Genomic DNA, 20,063 nt, shown 5'->3' on the forward strand with positions numbered 1-20,063 from the left:
TTCAAGAAGTCAGCGAATAACACGTTTTTTTGATTTAGCACAAAAATCAATGCCGACACCGCTTGAACGATAAGTGGATCCAGAAAAGCCTATAAAATAGTCATATTGAACAATTATTGTTCAATAAACCTTGTCTGGAAGAACCCTTGATTTGCACACTACGTTTTATGCCTGTAAGACTAAAGTTTCAATAGGAAAAACCAAATAAGGGCAAAAGTTTTTATTTATCACTCAATTGAACCGACATGACAACCCACTTTTTTCAAAAGGGTGACAGCATCACTGGGAAAAGTACACGCATTAACGAGGGATTTTTATATGCTGACCAACACTCACCTTCTGACTATTCAAATTATTGGCCGATTGAATTCGTGCCATGCTGGTGTGATAACGAACGGCGATACGAGAAAGTGAGTCCCCATTTTTCACAACATAATGTATGTAATCACGTTCGGGTAACCGTGATGATACCGGTGATGCCGTGACTCTTCCCTGCGGAGCTTTCATGGGTCCAAGTGTTGTACCAGGGTGTGCTTGCCTGTAGGCAAGCCAGGTACCTCGCGGAGGGTGTTGCTTAAACCACTGAGTAATACCGGCTGCGATCTGCGCCGCCAATTGACGCTGGAACGCAGGCGATTTTAACCGTTGCCGAGCAGGAACATTGGAGAGGAAATCGGTCTCAATCAGCACTGAGGGAATATCGGGAGAACGCAGTACAGCAAAATTCGCACGCTCTACGCGGTTGGTGAACATGTGGTTCACGCGGCGAATATGACTAACCAGATCACTTCCGGCCTGAATTGATTGGGCTGTTTTCGAGGAAAGGCTCAAATCAATCAGAGTTTGACGAAGGGGAATCGAATCGCCGGATAAATCAAGGAATCCAGCGCCACCACCACCCAGCATGGAGGAAGTGTTCTCGCGACGCGCCATCCAGCTTGCCATAGTGGAAGTTGCACCATGTTCAGACAGTGCGAACACAATCGTCCCATGGGGCGTCCTTGAATCCACTGCATTCGCGTGAATGGAAATAAAGAAATCGGCCTTGTGTTGACGTGCAATTTCAACACGCTGAGGTAATGTCAGGTAGTAATCGCCATTACGCGTAAGAAAAGACTCGAAACCGGTTTCTGCGTTGATATCACGAGCAACATCACGCCCAATGGGAAGTACCACATTTTTTTCATAGGTACCATCTGCACCTATCGTTCCCGAATCTTTCCCACCATGTCCGGGATCAATAACAATCACTACATTACGTCGGCCATTGGAGGATGCTTCCTCGACAGGTGTTCTGTTGCTCGCTATAGGTGCAGCTGAGCTTGCCCGAGTCGTACGGGGCGAAACAAAAGTGAGGCGAATGCCGCCTGCCCGCTTAACCAATTGGGGCTGATACTGAGTATTACCCTCCATATCCAGTACCAACCGCAAGTCATGCGAACGCAAGACACCATACCGAATATTACGAATACCGTATCCTCGAGCATTCTCGATGCTGCGAATGGCTTGTTGGGACTTAACGTTAGTATTCGGCAAGTCAACAATGACGCGGTAAGGGTTACCAATGGAGAAAGCGCGAGGCTTTTGCACGTCACCTTTCAGAAGCAGGGAAAGCTGCCCCACCTGTGCCCCGGGACGAACCCCTACGCCTGTCAACTCGGCAGCATGAATTGACAGGCTGAACAATGACAGGATGATTGCGACAGCGATTGCAACAAATGGATGGGCCGCATTAGCCCGAAATTTGAATCCCGAAAGCTTCATTGACGACAATTGCCTTGTAGAAGAACACCAATAACCGAGGAGGCACCGATTGCAGCGTGAAAAACCAATATCTTCACAACAGCCTTATTTTACATATAAGGATAGAAGCGAACACTAGGGAGTCAACCATGCCAGATACCAATAATAGTGAAAACAGGATGACGCAACCCCATACATTAACCGTTGCCTCCTTGCTCAGCCATCTGGTCCATCTGTTGAGTAGTCAGATATTGATGATGAGCATCAGCATGGTCAGGGGGAATATTCATTTGACGGAGTCCCAATGCAGCCACTTTTGAGAAAAGAGGCGCTGCCACTAAACCACCAAAGAAGCCATGGCGCGATCCACTAATGGTTACAACCACAATCAAACGCGGATCATCGGCCGGGACGATACCAACAAAGTTCGAGCGATACACGTCCTTCTGATATCCCCCACCATGTACTTCGTGGGCTGTACCGGTTTTACCCGCCACCAGATAGCCCGGGATTCGAGCTGTTGGGGCTGTCCCGTAGGGGCCTACCACATTCTCCATATAGCCCAGAATCTGATGAGCTTCACTCGGTGCAATCAATTGTGAGCAATGGGGTGCTGAAGATAGCTTCAATAGCGATGGCGAGATATAACAGCCATTGTTGGCGATGGTGGTGTAAGCTGAAGCCAACTGAAGGGCAGAGGCAGAGAGGCCATATCCATACGCAAGAGTAGCTCGCTTGGCAGTTGACCATTGATAGGGAGAAGGCAGGCTGCCAGTGGCTTCACCGGGGAACCCCGTCATCAGGCTACGTCCAAGCCCCATGGAATTATACATATTCCAGATAGTGGCATTGGGGACCTTTAGCGCCAATTTTGTCATACCAATATTGGAAGAGTCGGTAATGATGCCACCCAGCGTCAGACGACCAAAGTCCAGATCATCACGAATTGTGTACTGATCTACGCGCATATAGCCGGGATTTGTATTGATCACGATATTATTGGGAATCAATCCGGTTTTAAGAATGCCTGACATGGCCAGGGGCTTCATGACAGAGCCAGGCTCGAAGGCATCCGTAATGGCCCGCATCCTCAACCCATCAACATTCATATTGGAACGATTGTTGGGGTTGAAAGAAGGATAACTGGCGGAGGCCAGTACCTCTCCCGTACGGGCATTCATTACCACCATGGAGCCAGATGTCGCTTCGTCCTTAGTCACCGTATCAGCTACTGCCTGAAAGGCAGCGAACTGGAGAGGAAGACTGATGGAGAGCGTTAGATTCCCACCCGGGTGTGCTGGACGCAGCAGGTGAAGTTCACTGATAAGATCACCACGCTGATCCTCCAGAACACGCAACTTACCGGGAATACCGGTCAACCATTGGTTATAGGCCAGTTCAAGACCCGCCTCACCACTTTGATCAATATTGGTTAATCCCACTAGGGAGGCAGTCACATCACCCGCCGGGTAATACCGCTGATAATCTGGCTGGTTATATACACCGGGGATATTCAACGCCATGATTCTGTCGCCATCCATGGGTGGAATCAAGCGCGCCAGATAGATGAAACCGCGAGAACGTAACCGATTGATGCGTGTAATGAAATCCTGAGGATCCTCACCCAATGCTTCTGCCAACCGACTTAACTGAGCTGTATCATGCGGCAAATGATGAGGATTGGCCCAGATAGTGGATACTGGAGTGGAAACGGCGAGTGGTGAACCATTTCGATCCGTAATCATTCCACGGTGTGCATTGATGGGCACTGTGCGGATAGCACGTATGTTCCCCTGTTCCGCCAAAAACTGACGGGTAATCACCTGCAAATAAACAATCCGTCCAATAAGAATGCCTAGCACCCCGAGGATGATGCATAGCATGAGCCTGTAACGCCAGGGAGAACTTGCCAAATCCTCGCCTTTACCCATGAATGTTTTTTGTCGAGCGGAGGATTTATCGGAACTCAAAGGGGAATCCTTTAACCAGCAAGCGATTTACAAAAAGAAGTAGACCAAATCGGCGACACTGCCGATGGCTGGCAGCTGCTCTCTACAAAACCAGATTATCATACTATTAAATTCTGATATTTATATAAAGTGGCAACCTATCGATTATTACTTTTCTGATGAAGTATTCCTGTTATCAAAACGATCGCGGGCCTTCTCGATTTCATCAAGATTTTGCATGGCCCACCTACCCAATCCAGCAACAGGCATTGTCAATGAATACCCCAAAGATGTGAGTTCATATTCAACATGCGCAGGCACCACTTCGTATACCGTACGCTTTACCAGGCCATCCCGTTCCAGCCCCCGCAGGCATAGCGTCAACATGCGTTGTGAAATACCATCTACCGAACGTTTGATCTGACTGAAGCGCTGAGGTCCATTTGTCAGAAGCATGATGATCAGAATGCTCCATTTGTCGCCGACGCGCGAGAGTACTTGCCCTATCCGTTTACAGTTGCCAGGTACTATCGCTGTGAGTTCGGCAGTGCATCGTTCATCTGTATCAGGCACGGGCTCTACCATCACTCTTCATCCTCTCCTGCCACACGATTTCACATAAAGCGTATTTCGTGAACAAGGTCACAACAACGCCACTGGTTACTCTTTTATACCTGCCTTGTTTATAGCGACTTCGATAAAAAAATGCCATACCCCTTAAGGTATGGCATTCTTCATTCTTGATCGGAAAAAGGGGAATAAAGCGAACATCCCCTCTTTATTTGGGACGCCCTTCAAGGTCCCTCCTTACTCGAGCTTTTGACAAGGAGTTCCCTCGAAAGATATTACCCTTTCTCATTTATCACGTTCGAAGGCGCCTGCGATGGTCAAATGCACATTATCACCAACCAGTGGTACATACTGTTTTACACCAAACTCGGAACGTTTGATCGTGGTCGTTGCGCTGAAACCAACGGTCTGAGCATGGTCAAGCGGATTGACGCCCGCACCGAAGAAGCGCACATGCAACGTGACGGGGCGGGTAACACCATGCAATGTCAGCTGACCATCGACTGTCGCTTCCTTCGCATTAAGTGCATGCACTGAAGTGGATACAAAATGTGCCTTGGGATACTGGGCTACATTAAACCAGTCAGCCCCTTTGAGCTCTTTATTCAATGTGTCGGAAGTCGTAAGAACACTGCCAACATCCACGGAAATATCCACTTTGTCCTGTGCTGGATGCTCGGTATTCACTGAAAGTGTCCCGGATGCGCCCGAGAACAACCCCGTAAATTCGGTAAACCCGAAGTGAGACAGCTGAAAAACAACCTGTGTATGCGTGGGCTCAACATGATAGTGCCCGGAGGTTAGCTCGGCTGCGGAGGCTGTGCTGAATTGAGAAAGGCTAGCTACCAAAGCAAAGATGCCCGCCGCCATACTTATTTTCTTGTTGAATTTCATATTGCACTCCTAAGTCTATTCACATAATCAATGCATGAAAAATTCTATTTATCATCCAGCACCAAATGTCCAGCGATACTGACATTACCCCCAATCACGGAAGTATCTGCATACTGGCCATTACCCACACCATAATCCAATCGCTTCAACTGCCCCGTTACATCAAGCACAGCACCATGTGAACGGGGATCAAACTTGACCGTTAGCTCGACAGGTGCAGTGTGTCCTTTTAGCGTCAGGTTTCCATCAGCGACAACGTGATCGCCCTGTTGGTGAAATCCTGTGGTCACGAAATGGGCCTGAGGAAATTTTGCCACATTGAAAAAGTCGCTATCAGGCAAGGTGCTGTCTCGGGTGGAATCTCCCGTACTCACACTGGACAAGTCGATGGTGACATCCGCTTTTGAAGTATCAAGGTGCGCTGGATCATAGTTAACAGTCGCCTGCCACTTGCCAAATTTCCCATTGAAATCCTGTCCCTGATAATTACCGGTAAATTCCAGAGTACTGTGAGCATAATCTACCGAATAGGAGGCTGCATTGGCCGCAAACGGAAAGGCGAGTCCGGCGCTCAGGCATAACACACCCAAGGCACTTTCTTTTATCCTTGAAGATTTCATTACTACTCTCATTTTACTTCCCCCTTATAGAGTTGGGATTGCCTGATACGCCCGAAAGGCAGCATACGAAGTAATACACTGTCGCGATCCACAAAGTGATGTTTCAGGGCTGCACCAACATGCACAACTACCACAGCAATCAGAATCCAGAAAAGCGTTTCATGAACAGTATGCGCAACATCGGACAAATCAGGGTTTGCTGAAGCAATCGCTGGAAGATTGAATTGCTTGAACCACTGAAGCGGGAAGCCTCTTACCGAGTTATACCACCAGCCGGATATCGGAATTGCCAGAATAAGCACGTACAGCAGGCCATGGGTAATATGTGCAGCAACGTGCTGCCAGCGTGGACCGGGCTCCTCCCGAGGCGCACGATCCTGCATGCGCCATGCCACGCGCAAAAGCCAAAGAGCAACAACAGTCAGCCCAATCGATTTATGTAATGCAAAAACATTGATCATCGCCATCGAAGGCGTCATGCGTACCATCAACAAGCCACATATACCATTGCCTATGATGGCAATCGCCATAATCCAGTGGAATGTCTTGGCCGTGATACCCCAGCGGGTTCGACTATTCTTCAACCCCACCTCGTTGCTCCTTCCTCATTCAATTCAGACACACCGTCCTGAGACGTACGACAAAAGCGCCGCCCTCCCGAACGCCCCACGCCCCACGCAAAAACGTAATACCTCAGAGAATCTAGCTATAAAAAAGGGAATAAAACAATAAGTGACATAAAGGTAATCGGGTCACATCCATGTAACCAGCCAAACGAAAAATACCTCTAAAATCATGGTGATAGGGAGCATTCATACGAAGAAGAAGGCAAATTGACTCTAAGTCTATGCCCTAAAGATCTAATAACAACATAGGGAAAACATATCAATGCCAACCATAGGCGTGAGGGAATTCAAAACAGGAGACTACTTATTCAGTACTGAAGAAAAACCATGGCAATCGTATCGATACGTTATATAGATACGAAGAGGCAAAGCCTATGGCAGTAATTATCCAAGACAGGTATAAAGGAGCTCGGAAGAGGCATGGGTACGATCAGCAGCTAGCCGATGAAGTTCCTGGCCGATATTGTCCATTGAGACTGGTCTACCGCGGATGCCCTCGCGTATCACCCAAATGACACTGTAGCGATATGACTCTCTCCGTGTGAATACCATTTTGTAAAGCTACCACCTGTGTAGACTAACCAATCATGAACTTCAGTAACGTTGAACATTTAATAATTGCAGTGCTACTTCAGTGTATCCTCTTCGCCCTCTTTGGTAGGCGACTTTTCAATATCTGGAGCTGTGGTGCCATTGCCGTCGCTATTTTTCTAGGAAGAGAAATTTCACAGAACGAGTATTGGTGGGCTACCCGCTATGCTCACTGGCACTATGGTCAACCGTTGAATATTCCATGGTATGCGGGATTGATTTCATCACATTGGCACCTTGATTCCATCATGGACGTAGCCTTTCCAGCAGCGGGATGCCTAGTGGTGGGTATAGTGGTAAGTGTATGGAAAGGCTACAAATAACCTGGTTTTAGCTAGCCAAACGCGCCAGGGCATATTCCGCTAACGCAAAAATCAGATGACTAATCAGCATGCCATTGATGACTTCTACCCTATTGGGCAGATTACGAGCCATCACCCCTGCTCCCATACCCGGCATCATGATAAACATACCTGCCAAGGTAGCGAGTACAAAACCTATCAAAAATGCAGGAAATACCATGGGTGCATAAGGACCGCCAAAGCAAAGCAATAGCGCGGCATAGAGTACCCCCACTCCATAATGAAAAATCCAGCCAATCATCTTTTCATTGGTTGTTGGCGGTGTCTGACTATCCTGCAAGTAAAAATGCCCTTGCAGCAGACCAAGCACCCAACGTCCGGGAAGCCCCCACTCCATGGGCGACTCACCTTTTCGTTTGGAGGAAAAAAATCCCCATAAATCAAGTACGATAGTGGAACCAATACCAACCATCAGTATAAATAGAATAATTTCGCTCATATCAGGTTATCGCTTTCCTGTGTACGACATGGCATAACCGTGCATATCGCATGCCTGTTTGTGTGTGGCTCTGCCGAAACCCATTGGGCTTTCATCCCAGCCGATTGAGTATACGAAAACTTTCATATTGATGAAGGGATAAATGTCATCATTGGCCATTAATACACAGAGAATCAATGATTCGAATCAGACCCCATCATCAACACTTGCGACATTCGCATTTCCATACCCTTTACCTCCGCGGGGATGAAGGGCACAATCAAGGCATTCACCTCTGTAACTGACGCCTTGTTCGCACATTGAGTGCGATAAATGTCATACGACTGACATTGATAATACCAACGATAAAATCATTACAACAAAAACAAAACCATACGCCAGTCCAGGGAGAGTAAATGCTTAAAGTTATTATCGGGCTCATTGTGCCCTTCATCGCCATGGTTGTGCTTCTCCCCTGTATCAATCACCTCCAATGGGCACCATTGGCTATTCCCATGCTGTATTGGTGGTTGATCATGTGTTGTCTACTTGCCACAGCCTGCCTGATGATCTGTTGGTTCTGCTTTGACCGAAACAACGATGACACTGATGAAGAGGACAAGTGATGGCTACGCTGATTTTTGCACTATGCATCGTGTTTTCACTTTGCCTTGCCTTCTATGCGCTCAAGGCGCCACACCACAATGCTGAGGATTTCTTTGTAGGCTCTCGACAATTTGGCAGTATTCTCACCTTTTTCCTTGCTGCGGGAGAAATCTATAGCATTGGAGTGCTGATCGGACTACCCAGCGGAATATATATAGGTGGTCCAAGCTATGCGGTCTGGTATCTGGGATATGTCCTCCTATGCTACCCACTGGGATATTTTATCCTGCCTAAACTGTGGGCTTTGGGAAAACAACTTGATTGTGCAACCCTTCCCGACCTCTTCCGCCGTTACTATCAGAGCCGAGGCCTGGAGTTGGTCGTTGCCATTACCTGTATTCTTTTCCTGCTACCCTGGGGACAAATGCAGTTCACCGGGCTATTAACAGCACTCAATGGTCTGGGCTGGCACCTCCCCCCCGTATATACCATGGTTGGCTGCGCCATACTGGCCTTTTGCTATATTGCTACCTCTGGCGTTCGATCATCTGCGTATGTAGCAGTTTTCAAGGACATCATGATGATTCTGGTCGTCGTCCTTACCGGTGCGGCAGTGATTTACAGTACCGGCATTTCTCACGTCTTCATTGCCGCACGCCAGCATGTGGAAACTCGCATGACGACGCCACAACTCGGATTTACCATTACCACGATCATGTTTCAGGCCATCGGTCTGGTATTTTTCCCTCTCAGCCTGCAATCCACGTTTTCAGCACGTAGCGCAAACACTATACGTCGCACCCAAATGTTCATGCCGCTCTATATGCTTATGTTTCCATTTGTCATTTTGGTTGCCTACTATGCCGTTTCCTCAACCCACCTGAGCTCTCCTACAGGTGCATTTATGGCAGCCGCGACAGATGTACTACCAGGCTGGATGCTGGGGATTGTAGCGGCAGGGGCCAGCCTATCCGGTTTGCTGGTATTGGCTGTGGTATGTCTAACGATTGGATCGATGGTGACTCGTAACCTGATCCCCGGAAAGCATGTCGTGCATCAACGACGTACTACTCGCATCGTCATGGTCATCTATCTGGCCCTTTCCATCGTGCTGACACTGGCCACTCCCAACCTGATGACGACGCTGGTGAATACAGCCTATAACGGCATTACCCAGTTTGCGCCCGGGGCAATGGCAGCCCTTTTTCTGCGCACCAAATTACGTCCATTAGCCGTCGGTCTGGGGATTCTTTGCGGACAGGGCGTTTCCGTTTGGCTATATCTCGCCCATCTGGCACCCGCTGGTTTCAATGGGGGATTGATAGGACTGATTTGCAATGTGATCGTTGTCGGTATCGTGCAATTCGTGCTCTCCGCTGGTCATAAGGCAACGCCTGCGATAGGCAATACGTTGGCAAATCGCTCCAGCAAGGAGTGAAGCTCAAAACAATAAGGAAAGTACAACCTCGATCACTCATATTAAATGGCTTGATGCTGGCTCATTTTCAGCTCTTCACAGGACATAATAATGACAAGATATACCGAAGACAGTTGGCGGTTGTCGGCAACCCAATTGGCCGCATCCATCTCATCAGGACAACTCAGCGCCGAGCAAGCCGCCAGAGATGCGCTAGCCAGGCTGGAAAACATTAATCCGACCATCAATGCCGTAGTGGACTATCGCCCTGAAGATGTCATTGCCAGAGCACAGGACATTGACGCACGATTATCACGTGGAGAAACGCTCGGTCCGCTGGCCGGTGTACCCGTCACAGTCAAGGTCAATGTCGACCAAGAGGGATATGCCACGACGCACGGTGTCCACCTGAACAAGAATCTGGTCGCTCACTCCAATAGCCCAGTCGTACAGCGCTTTCTGGATGCCGATGCTGTTATTCTTGGACGCACCAATACGCCAGCGTTTAGTTACCGCTGGTTTACCAACAATCTGCTGCATGGACACACCTACAATCCACGAAACCGATTGCTGACGCCGGGAGGTTCCTCGGGAGGAGCCGGCTCAGCCGTGGCTGCCGGCATTGGTGCTATCGCACATGGAACGGATATCGCGGGATCGGTCCGCTTTCCTGCCTATGCCTGCGGAGTACATGGGCTAAGACCTAGTCTGGGGCGTGTTGCAACCTTTAATGCTAGCGCACCCGAGCGCAATATTGGTGGGCAGCTAATGTCGGTTTCAGGCCCTTTGGCTCGCTCTATAGCCGATATACGTGTCGCTATTGAGGTGATGTCAGCACCCGATAGCCGCGACCCATGGTGGCGCCCCTCCCCACTGCAGGGCAACCACTATCGCCGTCATGCCGTAGTGTGCCTACAGCCAGATAACATGGGCGTAGCACCGGAACTGAAACAGGCGCTGCTGGAGGCTGCTGACCAGTTACGTGATGCGGGGTGGATTGTGGATGAAGTTGACTCACTTCCGCCGATCGCGAGTGCCGTGCCGATCCAAAAGACGCTATGGTTAGGTGAGCAGTATGAAAAACTGCTTGAACAGGCTTATCAGGAAGGGGATCCGGGGGCACTCCACCTGTTGGAAAGCAACCGCGATTTTTTTGCCTCACGTGGGCCTGATGCCTTATCACAGGCACTGATCCAGCGGGCCACAATCGTAAGAGAGTGGCAGCAATTCACCGAGCGTTATCCGCTGGTCTTGCTTCCTCCCTGTGGTGAACTTCCTTTCGCGGATAATCTTGATTTGAGTGATCTAGAGCGGGTATGGACAGCGCAAGCCCCGATGATTGCTTTACCGCTGACAGGACTCCCTTCCATGAGCGTTGCTACAGGCATTGTGAAAGATAACATTCCAATAGGCGTACAATTGGTTTCAAGAGTTTTTCGAGAAGATATTTGCCTGGAAGCGGCAGAAGCCATTGAGGCACGATCTCCGGCTGTCACCATTGCTGAACCGGAACGACATAACTAATCCCTCTCCTACCCTGCAAGGCCTACAATTGAGTGTACTTTTGCAGGCCCCACATAGGTAATCAATCCCTTTTACGGAGATCTCTATTGCGAAGCCAACCTAACACCTTCCAGAGAACACGTCGGAATGCCAGGAAGAAGGCAGAGGAAGGAACAAACAGCTGGGAACGCAATGAAATCATTTTCTGATGTTTGTCCACAAAAGGACGCATGCGTTCCCCATATTCCTTGAGCGCATCTGATATATTCTCAGGATGGTTCGACAGAGCCTCTCCCAGGCGTTGCCCACCCATTAATGCTGCAGATGCGCCCATTCCTGAATAAAGCGTTAAACACCAGGCAGAATCGCCCAACAAGACGACATGCCCTTTATGCCACTCAGGCATTTTTACCATTTGTACGGAGTCAAATAAATAATCATCGGTTTTGGACAGATCCTCAAGAATTTGTGGCAGTAAACCGCCATTGTCAAAACCGGCGAATTTTTTCCGCAAGACCTCCAGGTGTGGCTCGGCAAATTGTGCATTTATGTCATCCGCCCTATATGAAAGCAGTGCAGTTGAAGGGCGATCGGCCAGAGGAAATACTGTGAGGGAACGCCCCACTTCCGACATGATAATGCCGTCACTTTTTTCCACACCGGGGAGCGGACGGGATAAAGGAAAGGCACACAGCACTGTTCCTACATAATCAAAGAAGTCTTCATCAGGGCCAAATACCATTTTGCGAACAGAAGAACGTACGCCATCGGCACCAATGACAAGATCAAACACTTCTTCTGTCTCGTGAGGAGTACCTTTTTTCTCTCCCTGCACGAGTTTGACCCGTGCACCGTCCGATTCATCAACGATTGCAGTGGGAGTGGTGTCAAACCTTACCTCTACCTCACCCTCTACGCTCTGCCACAAGGCATCTTCTATATCCCCCCGCAACACGGCAATGGGGGCATTGGTTTCATTGGTAATATCAGCAATCTGACGCCGGCTACCATCACGACGGATATCCCAGAACCGGGCTCTGGGAGTTCGTTTCTGCATGGCATCCAATACTCCCAATGCCTGCGCAGCCTGCTTGCCATCATTCTGTAAGCCGATGAAATACCCGCCTCTGCGACGTTCACTGGCACGCTCAACAATAACGGGTGCCCAGCCTCTTTTCTTCAAAGCAATGGCAGCAGACATTCCGCCAATCCCCATACCTACGATAAGTGCGCGGCGAGACATATGTATTCCTTTTATGATGATATTTTATATAGGGCTAGCGTTGTTAAGACAGTGAGAGAAGGTGAAGAGTTCGAATAAAAGACAGAGGTGAGCCAGTCGACTTTAAATGAATGTGGGTGAGTCTTTTTGCATCGCTAACGCTTCTTCCAGGTCTCCATTTCTTCCTGAATAAAAGCCTCCACCAGCGTCTTGTACACCTTTTCCACAATATCAGGCGAAAGCCCTTCATCCTCAGCCCATTCCCGACGCTGAGCCAACATGGCTTTGACCCTGTCATTGGTTTTTACCGCTTGGGTGTTCTGCTTGAATTTTGCTGCCGCGTGAACGTATCCACTACGCTCAGACAGAAGGTAAACAATGGATTGATCAATATGATCAATTTCAGAGCGGATATCGTGCATGTTTTTGCACTGATCAGGGGTATTGGAGCGCATTTTATGAATTTCCGTGACGACTGAGCTGACTTCATACTCATGATGATAGATGCTATTTCGGGGAAAGAGGAAGATAATATTAGGCTCGGGAGTAAGAACAATACCTAATGCGATACCAGAGAAAGCTAACCAGTGTTCAATATTGGGCATCTCAACTTTGCTCTTTTAATGATTGTTTTCCAGGCTCAGACCTCTATTGATTAAATATAAACCAAGTTGACTCATTTTTTAGGGTATTAAATCACCCTTCATCATCACTACCCTCTTTCAGTTTTACAGTTGACTCAAAATTGAATGCCCACACAAAATGCCCACACAAAATGCAGGCGTAGCGCCAATGTAACGACGCCATTGCCTCCATAAAGCTAGGCCATCCGCGCGGGCACAGTACAGCCGCCAGCGGCGCAAGAGCACACTACAATGACCGCAGTGACGGCCGACTACACTATGTCATCGTTGGGGATGTCAGTGATTTTCAGAACGTGCGGGAACTCAAGGCCACCTATGCCACTGAAGAGAATGCCACCCATGCCGCGTGGGCACGTATCAAACGAGGCATGGCAGAGTTTCATTTTTCATTAGCGCGAGGCCGAGCGGATATTATGGTGGAATCACCGGTGAAGCTGGTGGGGTTTAGGGGGAGATCGAAAAGGAACAGTGGGTGGCGACGGAGGTTACGCATAGGTTGGATGAGAGAGGGTTTAGGACGGAGGTGAGGTGTGAACCTGCTCTTGACTTGTTATCACTCGATGACAAGTGAATCAATCAAGCGGCGTGAGTCTTAATGCGCTCCAGTGCATCGCCCATTTCTTTTTGCGCGATTTTTAGCTCAGTGTGTTTCTGCAAATTCATCCAAACCTTTGCCGAGGTACCGAGATACCGCCCAAACGTAGCGCAGTATCCTTAGCAATGACCTTAAAACATACCAGACCTTAATAATGGCTTCCACAGTATCATTGGAAAGACCTTAACCCTATCCAATAATTTGCCATGGAGTGGATATGGCAGTATAACCATGAAAGACCTCATATAAGCCTTGATAGTGTGATGCCGAATTAGCGACTGAATAGAACCGCATGAGTTTTACTTTTCTATCCTGCTAAATAGGGAAAATTACCAGTAAAAATATTAGTAACGATAGATATGATGTTGGCAAGAAACTGAAAAAATTTAATTAAAAACATGGATAAAATAATGAAAATACATTTTTTGACACTATTTGTTTTTGTATTTATCTCTGGATGTGCCTCGAACGGGGACGTAAAAAGTTACAATGATGCATACAGCGACTGTCATACTATAGCTACAAATGCTGGTAACTCTGGAACGGCCTCATTTAATTCATGTATGGATCGTCAGGGATATCATTTCCATAATATGAGGAATTGACCTAGGATTAATATGTGAATGGATTTATAAAAGTCAGGACTATGATCAATATTTTACTTAAAGACTTAACAAGCCAAGTCCACTTGGCTTGTTAAAAAGTAAGGCTGTCAGAAAGAGATGCTTATTCCAACTCCGCCCCATGCATTTCCGCCAGGTGTAACACCACCTGTAGGATAAATAGAGACCCTCTCTATTTTTGCTGAAACTAGATGACGCGCACCACCTGATACCTTTTTGATTTCATCTTTGCTTAGCTTCTTCATGGTTTATTCCTTATTTTATTATTCATAAACTTCCATGACGCAAATTCGCAAATAACATGGCATCAAATACTGCCACACCCATATCTCTACTCTTTTTAAAAGAAGTATGCAAGAAAAATATTTCTCCAGGTGTGCCCTCACTTTCCGCTGTTCACAGAAGACACCCAAATGTAATCCCTCCGTTTTTAACGGGCTTGAAAAGTAGAGATCATGCGGCTATATTCAGCCGCTGATTCGGCATCACACTATCAAGGCTTGTATGAGGTCTTTCATGGTTATACTGCCATATCCACTCCGTGGCGAATTATTGGATAGGGTTAAGGTCTTTCCAATAGTACTGTAGAAGCCATTCATAGCGTACTGTTCGGTTGAAACGTTCCACATAGGCATTCTGTTGTGGCTTGCCAAGATGGATATAATTCAGGGCGATACCGTGCTTTTTCGCCCATTTGATCATGGCTGTACCGCATAGTTACGGACCATTATCGCACCGTATAGCCAACGGCTTGCCTCGCTATTCGATGATCTGTTCCAATGATCGGATCACTCAGGGCGATGGCAGAGAAAAGTCGACTTCAATACCCAGAGATTCTCTATTGAAGTCGTCAATCACATTGAAGAGCCGAATGCTTCGGCCAGCCTGTAGTTGATCATGCATGAAGTACCCCCCCCAGCGCTCATTCACCCTGGGGGGGTACTTCCATTCACTGCTGAGGTCGGCTGAGCTTCTTGCGTAGCCTGGTACGAACCTGAAGCCCTTCATCGGTGTATATCCGATAGGTCTGATTACGGTTAATGACCAGGCCTTCCGCCTTCAACACCGTATGCAATAGCAGATATCCGTACGCTAACTATTGCGTTACCAACGCTTTAGACGTGACCTGAGAGCGCTATCAGAACATTTTCGGACCTTGTATCGATAAGCGGTTCGGGAAATGCCTACCAACTAACAGGCAGTACGCTCACTAATCGAATAAAGTCCGATCATGTAACGTGCAGCCGCCTTTCTGGCGGTAGGCGTTACCACTTTTTTGATACAACATCCTTCATGGCCTCGACTTCGAGTAGTTTATCAGCCAGGAGTCGCTTCAATTTGTTGTTTCCGGACTCAAGTTCACGCAAGCGCTTCGCCTCATTCACCTCCATACAGGCATACTTGCTGCGTCAGTTATTGAAAGTGCCATTGGAGATACCCAGCCGACGACATAGGTCATCGACCTTGGCGCCAGCCTCATGTTCTTTGATAGCCCCAATAATCTGTTCTTCCGAATAGCGTGTCTTTTTCATGGTGAGACCTCCATAAACTAAAGGTAACCGGAAATCTCATTGAAGTCATGGGGTTAATTTCGGGGGAAAGGTCATATGTTATCGCCGGGCAAGCAGGGGCTTCTCAAACTGTCCGCGAGCTTAAAGCCACCTACGCCACCCAAGCAGACGCCACCCATGCCGTAGAAGCCGAATGGGCACACATCCAATGAGGCATGTCCGAGTTTCACTTCTCATTAGCACAATGGCGCGCGGATATCATGGTCGAGTCACCCCTGCGGTTGGTGGGGTTTAAAGAGGCTATCGAAAAGGAGCAATGGGTGGTGACGGAAGTCGCGCACCGATTGGATGAGAGGGGGTATAGGACGGAGGTGAGGTGTGAGGTTGCCCAAGCCTTATCATCACTCGATAACAAGTGAATCAATCAGGCGGCGTGAGGCTTAATATTTTCCAGCGCATTACCCATTTCATTTTGCGCGACTTCTAACTCATAGTGTTTCTGCAAATTCATCCACACCTCTGCCGAGAGGCCGAAATACCGTCCAAAACGTAGCGCTGAATCTGCAAAAATGCCTCGCCGACCTCTCACGATGTCATTCACCAGCGCAGGGCAACGCCAATGCCCGTTTCCAAGGCGGTAGTCGCCCCTTCTCGATCTTAATTGTACGTAGTTAAGGAATGAAAAACATTAGCTACAGTGAATGGGCAGTTGAAGGGAGGATATAGTCAAGCCGTATTTCAGCATGAAGTTACAAGATTACAAGCGATCATTTCTATGGTAGAACATTCATAGGGTTGATAGGTAAACGCACCTGATTATACAATTATCAAAACTAATTAAACATTCATTTTGATAGCCTTACCTATAGCAATATATACTAACAAGAGGTAAAATAAAATGCTTAAAACGATATTTAAAAAAATATTGAACGCCATCACAAGAAACAACAAAAAAACAAAAGAAATTATAAATACCCAATATTTAGAAAAAAATATCAACGATCAACAAAGAACATCTAAAGTCAGTAGCGTATCGATTATCAATAACGCAAATCAACCAATAATAACTTTTAATGAATTAGATGTTTTTCCTAGTGCCCCCTATAATAACATACTAGCTAACGGATCAAGTGATATATTAAAATCATTGACACACTTAACTTCAGATGTTGCCAAAGCAGGACTATCTATTCCTGGAAAAACCGTAGAAGTCGTCTTTAAACCTGAAATACAAAAAGGATTAGAGGATGGAACGTATAAACTGGTAAGCGGTTCCTTACGTGGCGGGACATATGCAGATGCCGCAGATCGATCAGGCAAAATAGTTGGAAAGGGCCAAATATATAAATCTGGCCGGTTAAAATCAGTATCAGCAGGTCTTTTTCAAATAGTCAGTATTGCTGTAGCACAATCACACCTTGAGGATATCAATCGGAACTTAGAAGATATAAAAAATCTGATAGCACAGATTGAACAGAAGTTAGAAAATCAAGAAAAATCGGAAATAGAGGGGGACATCGGTTATATCACCGAAGTTGTAAAAAGAATGTCTACTCTTCAACCCAGTACTCTTTCGGGAGAGATAAAATATCAAATTGAACATATAAATACAAAAATGTATAAATACAACTCATCTATAAACAATGATCTCAAGACATTAACCAGTACTATAAACAAACTGGAGAATAAGGATCGGTTTGGCTCAGGTGATTCAAAGGATGCGATAATCGATATAGTGAGTAGGTTAGACCCTATTCTTACCAGGAGAGAACTTTTATTAAAACTATCATTTATAGTGAGCTGTGTTTCAATTTACGTTGACCCTATAAATGAAACGTTCTCATCTTTTAATCTAAACAAAGAAAATTGGAATAATTTGTTCGCAGTTTTCATTGAATCTACTAACCAAAAGTCAAACAAACTAATTCAATCTAAATTTAATTCAGATAAAACATTGAATGATAGAAAAACATTAATAAATAGCATCGTTACTCTAAAACTTCATCATGCTTATGATATACAGAGAACATATGATGATCTCATTGAAAAAAATAAAACAAAGCTAAACGCGTTGAAAAATTCATCTGGCGATATAAGGATTGCTCTCTCATATAATAACAGTGGAGCTATTGAAAAAGGAGCAGTTATATAACCAAATTTTATTTTTAGAGAAAGATTTGCTTTTCATTGTTGAGGCAGTGTTTAAGCTCTTTCACTGCCTTGTTAAGGCGACTACTACCGCGACGTACGCACTCTATCCGACAGCTACAGCGGGGTACATGCCACTACAATGACTGTAGTGGTAGCCGTTTGCGTTATGTCATCGCCGGGAAAGCAGGGGCTTCTCAGAATGTCCGCGAGCTCAAAGCCACCTACGCCACCCAAGCAGACGCCACCCATGCCGCCGAAGCCGAATGAGCACGCATTCAACGAGGCATGTCCGAGTTTCACTTCTCATTGGCACAAGGGCGCACGGATATTGTGGTGGAGTCACCCCTACGGTTGGTGGGGTTTAAAGAGGCTATCGAAAAGGAGCAATGGGTGGCGACTGAGGTCGCACACCGATTGGATGAGAGGGGGTATAGGACGGAGGTGCGGTGTGAGGCTACCCAAGCCTTGTCATTACTCGATAACAAGTGAATCAATCAGGCGGCGTGAGGCTTAATATGCTCCAGCGCATCACCTATTTCATCATCAGATGCGCGAGATAAATCATATTGATGTTTATCTACATCATTCATATTCCAACTGTGATGAGTCATGAAGTTTAATTTTTAAGTGGCCGTCTTCATCCCATACAATCTTGCCGAACCAAATACCCAGCCAAAATTGAAGCGACACAAGCCATTTCAAACACATAAACCACCGAATTGAATCGGTTATAAAATCTTTTACAAATGAAGTTTTTGATTTATTCACTGGCGCTGAGCTAATAGTAAAAACTCGGGGACGGCCAAACCACCATTTCCAATAACTTACAATATCTTGTTTTACCCATCTAATCTCATTTGTGTTCCAGAGCTGATCGATACGTTGAATAAACTCATCATTCACCCAATTGTGCATAATAGTTTTTTTGAGCGAATCCTCGATATTAACAACATGATCATCAAAAGTGAGACTACAATGCTTAATCTTGAAAGAGTCCAGAGAAAAATAAATCCCATTTTTTGATGATTCGATAAGGCCATCACGAGGCATATTTATCAATTTTTGGACAATGGGTGAATTATCAATATTATTAACACTTATTCTATCTTGATAACGTATTCCAGATCCAAACGACTCCACAACGAAGTCTAATGCTCTGACCTTCCTATTTTTGGATCTTAGCGCGATACGAGGTTCCATATTTTCTGGGTCTGCAATAGACACATGACGAATGGAATATTCAATATGCTCACCCAAGTTATACCAATAGCGGCCTAATGAGCGTCTGCCTTCCCACACCTCATGAGATTTTTTATAGGTAGGGAGCATAAATTTTTTTATGAAAAACCGCCCTATAATTCGAAACAATTTTATAACAAAAGGAAACCGACCCAAAAGATTAAGTAATATATTAATCATTGTATTTCCTCGAAATAACCATCCGTGTTTTAGATATTTAATGATAATTATTCAATACACACTAAACCTCTATAAGACAAAAGGATAATAATGGTTGCCTATACTTATTGCGCAGTCTGTTACTCACCCATCTATCACAAGAGTATTCTCCGCTTGCTACGAAGGATCGTAGTCAAGCGTGGAAACCTGTAAAATCTATGAAATCAATCTTTGTAACACATCAGTACGGTAGTTCGTTATGATGATTGTACATGAGAGAGCTTGCTCGACCGGTGTTCACAGAAGCCAGATTTCCACCCTGCGTACGATCGCCACCCTATTATGAAGATGGCTGGCAGCTCCGATGCTCAAGGAGAGGCTATGTCATTCTTACCTATTCTTGTTACCTCACCCAAAGCGACTGAAAAAGAGATTACCAACGAGATATCAAAACGACTCTGTGCCGTCGTGTCTTTGTTAGCTGTCGCTAATCAAGATGGACATGATGGGATTCAGGATAGGCAACTCCGGCCGCTGACATCTGCGGCGGAGTATTTATTGGAGGATGTGGAGTTGATGATGCATGTAAAACACGTGCAATGTGCAACTTAAGTATTTGA

The 20,063-nt window shown here is 46.4% G+C and carries 19 protein-coding genes and 1 pseudogene; 8 read left to right on the plus strand and 12 right to left on the minus strand.

From position 1 onward, the window contains the following. Nucleotides 1-300 precede the first annotated feature (300 nt). From LMG33818_RS07135 to LMG33818_RS07160, 6 genes are all read right to left on the minus strand, one after another. Entirely contained in the window at nucleotides 301-1,764 is a 1,464-nt protein-coding gene (locus tag LMG33818_RS07135) for an N-acetylmuramoyl-L-alanine amidase (protein WP_442322678.1), read from the minus strand. Nucleotides 1,765-1,940: 176 nt separating this feature from the next. Next, nucleotides 1,941-3,713 (minus strand): peptidoglycan D,D-transpeptidase FtsI family protein, encoded by a 1,773-nt coding sequence (locus LMG33818_RS07140; RefSeq protein ID WP_442322679.1) that lies wholly within the window; start codon nucleotides 3,711-3,713, stop codon nucleotides 1,941-1,943. Nucleotides 3,714-3,860: 147 nt separating this feature from the next. Then, the gene (locus LMG33818_RS07145) at nucleotides 3,861-4,277 is read right to left on the minus strand and encodes a winged helix-turn-helix transcriptional regulator (RefSeq protein ID WP_442322854.1); all 417 of its coding nucleotides are present in this window, start codon (nucleotides 4,275-4,277) and stop codon (nucleotides 3,861-3,863) included. A gap of 270 nt (nucleotides 4,278-4,547) precedes the next feature. After that, entirely contained in the window at nucleotides 4,548-5,156 is a 609-nt protein-coding gene (locus tag LMG33818_RS07150; RefSeq protein WP_442322680.1) for a YceI family protein, read from the minus strand. 44 nt (nucleotides 5,157-5,200) lie between these two features. Then, nucleotides 5,201-5,776, minus strand: coding sequence for a YceI family protein (locus tag LMG33818_RS07155; protein ID WP_442322681.1), 576 nt, complete (start codon nucleotides 5,774-5,776; stop codon nucleotides 5,201-5,203). A gap of 8 nt (nucleotides 5,777-5,784) precedes the next feature. Beyond that, nucleotides 5,785-6,360 (minus strand): cytochrome b, encoded by a 576-nt coding sequence (locus LMG33818_RS07160; RefSeq protein ID WP_442322682.1) that lies wholly within the window; start codon nucleotides 6,358-6,360, stop codon nucleotides 5,785-5,787. A 629-nt stretch (nucleotides 6,361-6,989) separates the two neighbouring features. On the opposite strand from LMG33818_RS07160, the gene LMG33818_RS07165 reads away from it, so the two are divergent. Beyond that, a complete protein-coding gene (locus LMG33818_RS07165; RefSeq protein ID WP_442322683.1) occupies nucleotides 6,990-7,316 on the plus strand; it encodes a hypothetical protein in 327 nt (108 codons plus the stop codon). Between the two features lie 7 nt (nucleotides 7,317-7,323). Here LMG33818_RS07165 and LMG33818_RS07170 read toward each other — a convergent pair whose 3' ends face one another. Then, nucleotides 7,324-7,794 carry a DUF2938 family protein gene (locus tag LMG33818_RS07170; protein WP_442322684.1) on the minus strand — a complete coding sequence of 157 codons (471 nt, stop codon included), beginning with the start codon at nucleotides 7,792-7,794 and terminating at the stop codon, nucleotides 7,324-7,326. A gap of 395 nt (nucleotides 7,795-8,189) precedes the next feature. Between LMG33818_RS07170 and LMG33818_RS07175 the strand changes: the two genes are divergently transcribed. The 3 genes from LMG33818_RS07175 (at nucleotide 8,190) to LMG33818_RS07185 (ending at nucleotide 11,320) form a co-directional block, all read left to right on the plus strand. Next, nucleotides 8,190-8,399: a DUF3311 domain-containing protein gene (locus tag LMG33818_RS07175; protein ID WP_442322685.1), complete on the plus strand. Its 210-nt coding sequence runs from the start codon at nucleotides 8,190-8,192 to the stop codon at nucleotides 8,397-8,399. Beyond that, nucleotides 8,399-9,817, plus strand: coding sequence for a sodium:solute symporter family protein (locus LMG33818_RS07180; RefSeq protein ID WP_442322686.1), 1,419 nt, complete (start codon nucleotides 8,399-8,401; stop codon nucleotides 9,815-9,817). Before LMG33818_RS07175 ends, LMG33818_RS07180 begins: the two co-directional genes overlap by 1 nt. 90 nt (nucleotides 9,818-9,907) lie before the next feature. Continuing rightward, a complete protein-coding gene (locus LMG33818_RS07185) occupies nucleotides 9,908-11,320 on the plus strand; it encodes an amidase family protein (RefSeq protein WP_442322687.1) in 1,413 nt (470 codons plus the stop codon). A gap of 61 nt (nucleotides 11,321-11,381) precedes the next feature. Here the strand turns inward: LMG33818_RS07185 and LMG33818_RS07190 are convergent, their stop codons facing one another. The 4 genes and pseudogenes from LMG33818_RS07190 to LMG33818_RS07205 form a co-directional block, all read right to left on the minus strand. Beyond that, nucleotides 11,382-12,542, minus strand: coding sequence for an FAD-dependent monooxygenase (locus tag LMG33818_RS07190; RefSeq protein ID WP_442322688.1), 1,161 nt, complete (start codon nucleotides 12,540-12,542; stop codon nucleotides 11,382-11,384). Between the two features lie 134 nt (nucleotides 12,543-12,676). Next, a complete protein-coding gene (locus LMG33818_RS07195; RefSeq protein WP_442322689.1) occupies nucleotides 12,677-13,126 on the minus strand; it encodes a chorismate mutase in 450 nt (149 codons plus the stop codon). A 1,346-nt stretch (nucleotides 13,127-14,472) separates the two neighbouring features. Next, the gene (locus LMG33818_RS07200; RefSeq protein WP_442322690.1) at nucleotides 14,473-14,628 is read right to left on the minus strand and encodes a hypothetical protein; all 156 of its coding nucleotides are present in this window, start codon (nucleotides 14,626-14,628) and stop codon (nucleotides 14,473-14,475) included. A gap of 208 nt (nucleotides 14,629-14,836) precedes the next feature. Further along, nucleotides 14,837-15,915 (minus strand): annotated as a pseudogene (locus tag LMG33818_RS07205) (IS3 family transposase). A gap of 877 nt (nucleotides 15,916-16,792) precedes the next feature. On the opposite strand from LMG33818_RS07205, the gene LMG33818_RS07210 reads away from it, so the two are divergent. From LMG33818_RS07210 to LMG33818_RS07220, 3 genes are read left to right on the plus strand one after another with little or no spacing between them, the layout of a single operon-like run. Continuing rightward, nucleotides 16,793-18,046 (plus strand): hypothetical protein, encoded by a 1,254-nt coding sequence (locus tag LMG33818_RS07210; RefSeq protein WP_442322691.1) that lies wholly within the window; start codon nucleotides 16,793-16,795, stop codon nucleotides 18,044-18,046. 35 nt (nucleotides 18,047-18,081) lie between these two features. Further along, nucleotides 18,082-18,312, plus strand: a complete 231-nt coding sequence (locus LMG33818_RS07215; RefSeq protein WP_442322692.1) for a hypothetical protein — start codon at nucleotides 18,082-18,084, stop codon at nucleotides 18,310-18,312. Nucleotides 18,313-18,330: 18 nt separating this feature from the next. Further along, on the plus strand, nucleotides 18,331-18,534 hold the full coding sequence (locus tag LMG33818_RS07220) for a hypothetical protein (protein ID WP_442322693.1): 204 nt from the start codon (nucleotides 18,331-18,333) through the stop codon (nucleotides 18,532-18,534). A 93-nt stretch (nucleotides 18,535-18,627) separates the two neighbouring features. On the opposite strand, the gene LMG33818_RS07225 is transcribed toward LMG33818_RS07220, so the two are convergent. Further along, entirely contained in the window at nucleotides 18,628-19,464 is an 837-nt protein-coding gene (locus LMG33818_RS07225; protein ID WP_442322694.1) for a hypothetical protein, read from the minus strand. A 360-nt stretch (nucleotides 19,465-19,824) separates the two neighbouring features. Here LMG33818_RS07225 and LMG33818_RS07230 point away from each other — a divergent pair, with 360 nt between their 5' ends. Beyond that, on the plus strand, nucleotides 19,825-20,055 hold the full coding sequence (locus LMG33818_RS07230) for a hypothetical protein (protein ID WP_442322695.1): 231 nt from the start codon (nucleotides 19,825-19,827) through the stop codon (nucleotides 20,053-20,055). The last annotated feature ends 8 nt before the right edge of the window (nucleotides 20,056-20,063 follow it).

It is taken from the genome of Cernens ardua (genome assembly GCF_051251085.1).
GTDB lineage: Bacteria > Pseudomonadota > Gammaproteobacteria > Pseudomonadales > Halomonadaceae > Cernens > Cernens ardua.

Coding starts and splice junctions, on each gene's coding strand:
- LMG33818_RS07135 (WP_442322678.1), bottom strand. CDS start 1,764: ATGAAGCTTTCGGGATTCAAATTTCGGGCTAATGCGGCCCATCCATTT.
- LMG33818_RS07145 (WP_442322854.1), bottom strand. CDS start 4,277: ATGGTAGAGCCCGTGCCTGATACAGATGAACGATGCACTGCCGAACTC.
- LMG33818_RS07150 (WP_442322680.1), bottom strand. CDS start 5,156: ATGAAATTCAACAAGAAAATAAGTATGGCGGCGGGCATCTTTGCTTTG.
- LMG33818_RS07155 (WP_442322681.1), bottom strand. CDS start 5,776: ATGAAATCTTCAAGGATAAAAGAAAGTGCCTTGGGTGTGTTATGCCTG.
- LMG33818_RS07165 (WP_442322683.1), top strand. CDS start 6,990: ATGAACTTCAGTAACGTTGAACATTTAATAATTGCAGTGCTACTTCAG.
- LMG33818_RS07170 (WP_442322684.1), bottom strand. CDS start 7,794: ATGAGCGAAATTATTCTATTTATACTGATGGTTGGTATTGGTTCCACT.
- LMG33818_RS07175 (WP_442322685.1), top strand. CDS start 8,190: ATGCTTAAAGTTATTATCGGGCTCATTGTGCCCTTCATCGCCATGGTT.
- LMG33818_RS07180 (WP_442322686.1), top strand. CDS start 8,399: ATGGCTACGCTGATTTTTGCACTATGCATCGTGTTTTCACTTTGCCTT.
- LMG33818_RS07185 (WP_442322687.1), top strand. CDS start 9,908: ATGACAAGATATACCGAAGACAGTTGGCGGTTGTCGGCAACCCAATTG.
- LMG33818_RS07190 (WP_442322688.1), bottom strand. CDS start 12,542: ATGTCTCGCCGCGCACTTATCGTAGGTATGGGGATTGGCGGAATGTCT.
- LMG33818_RS07195 (WP_442322689.1), bottom strand. CDS start 13,126: ATGCCCAATATTGAACACTGGTTAGCTTTCTCTGGTATCGCATTAGGT.
- LMG33818_RS07200 (WP_442322690.1), bottom strand. CDS start 14,628: ATGAAGAAGCTAAGCAAAGATGAAATCAAAAAGGTATCAGGTGGTGCG.
- LMG33818_RS07210 (WP_442322691.1), top strand. CDS start 16,793: ATGCTTAAAACGATATTTAAAAAAATATTGAACGCCATCACAAGAAAC.
- LMG33818_RS07220 (WP_442322693.1), top strand. CDS start 18,331: ATGTCCGAGTTTCACTTCTCATTGGCACAAGGGCGCACGGATATTGTG.
- LMG33818_RS07225 (WP_442322694.1), bottom strand. CDS start 19,464: ATGATTAATATATTACTTAATCTTTTGGGTCGGTTTCCTTTTGTTATA.
- LMG33818_RS07230 (WP_442322695.1), top strand. CDS start 19,825: ATGTCATTCTTACCTATTCTTGTTACCTCACCCAAAGCGACTGAAAAA.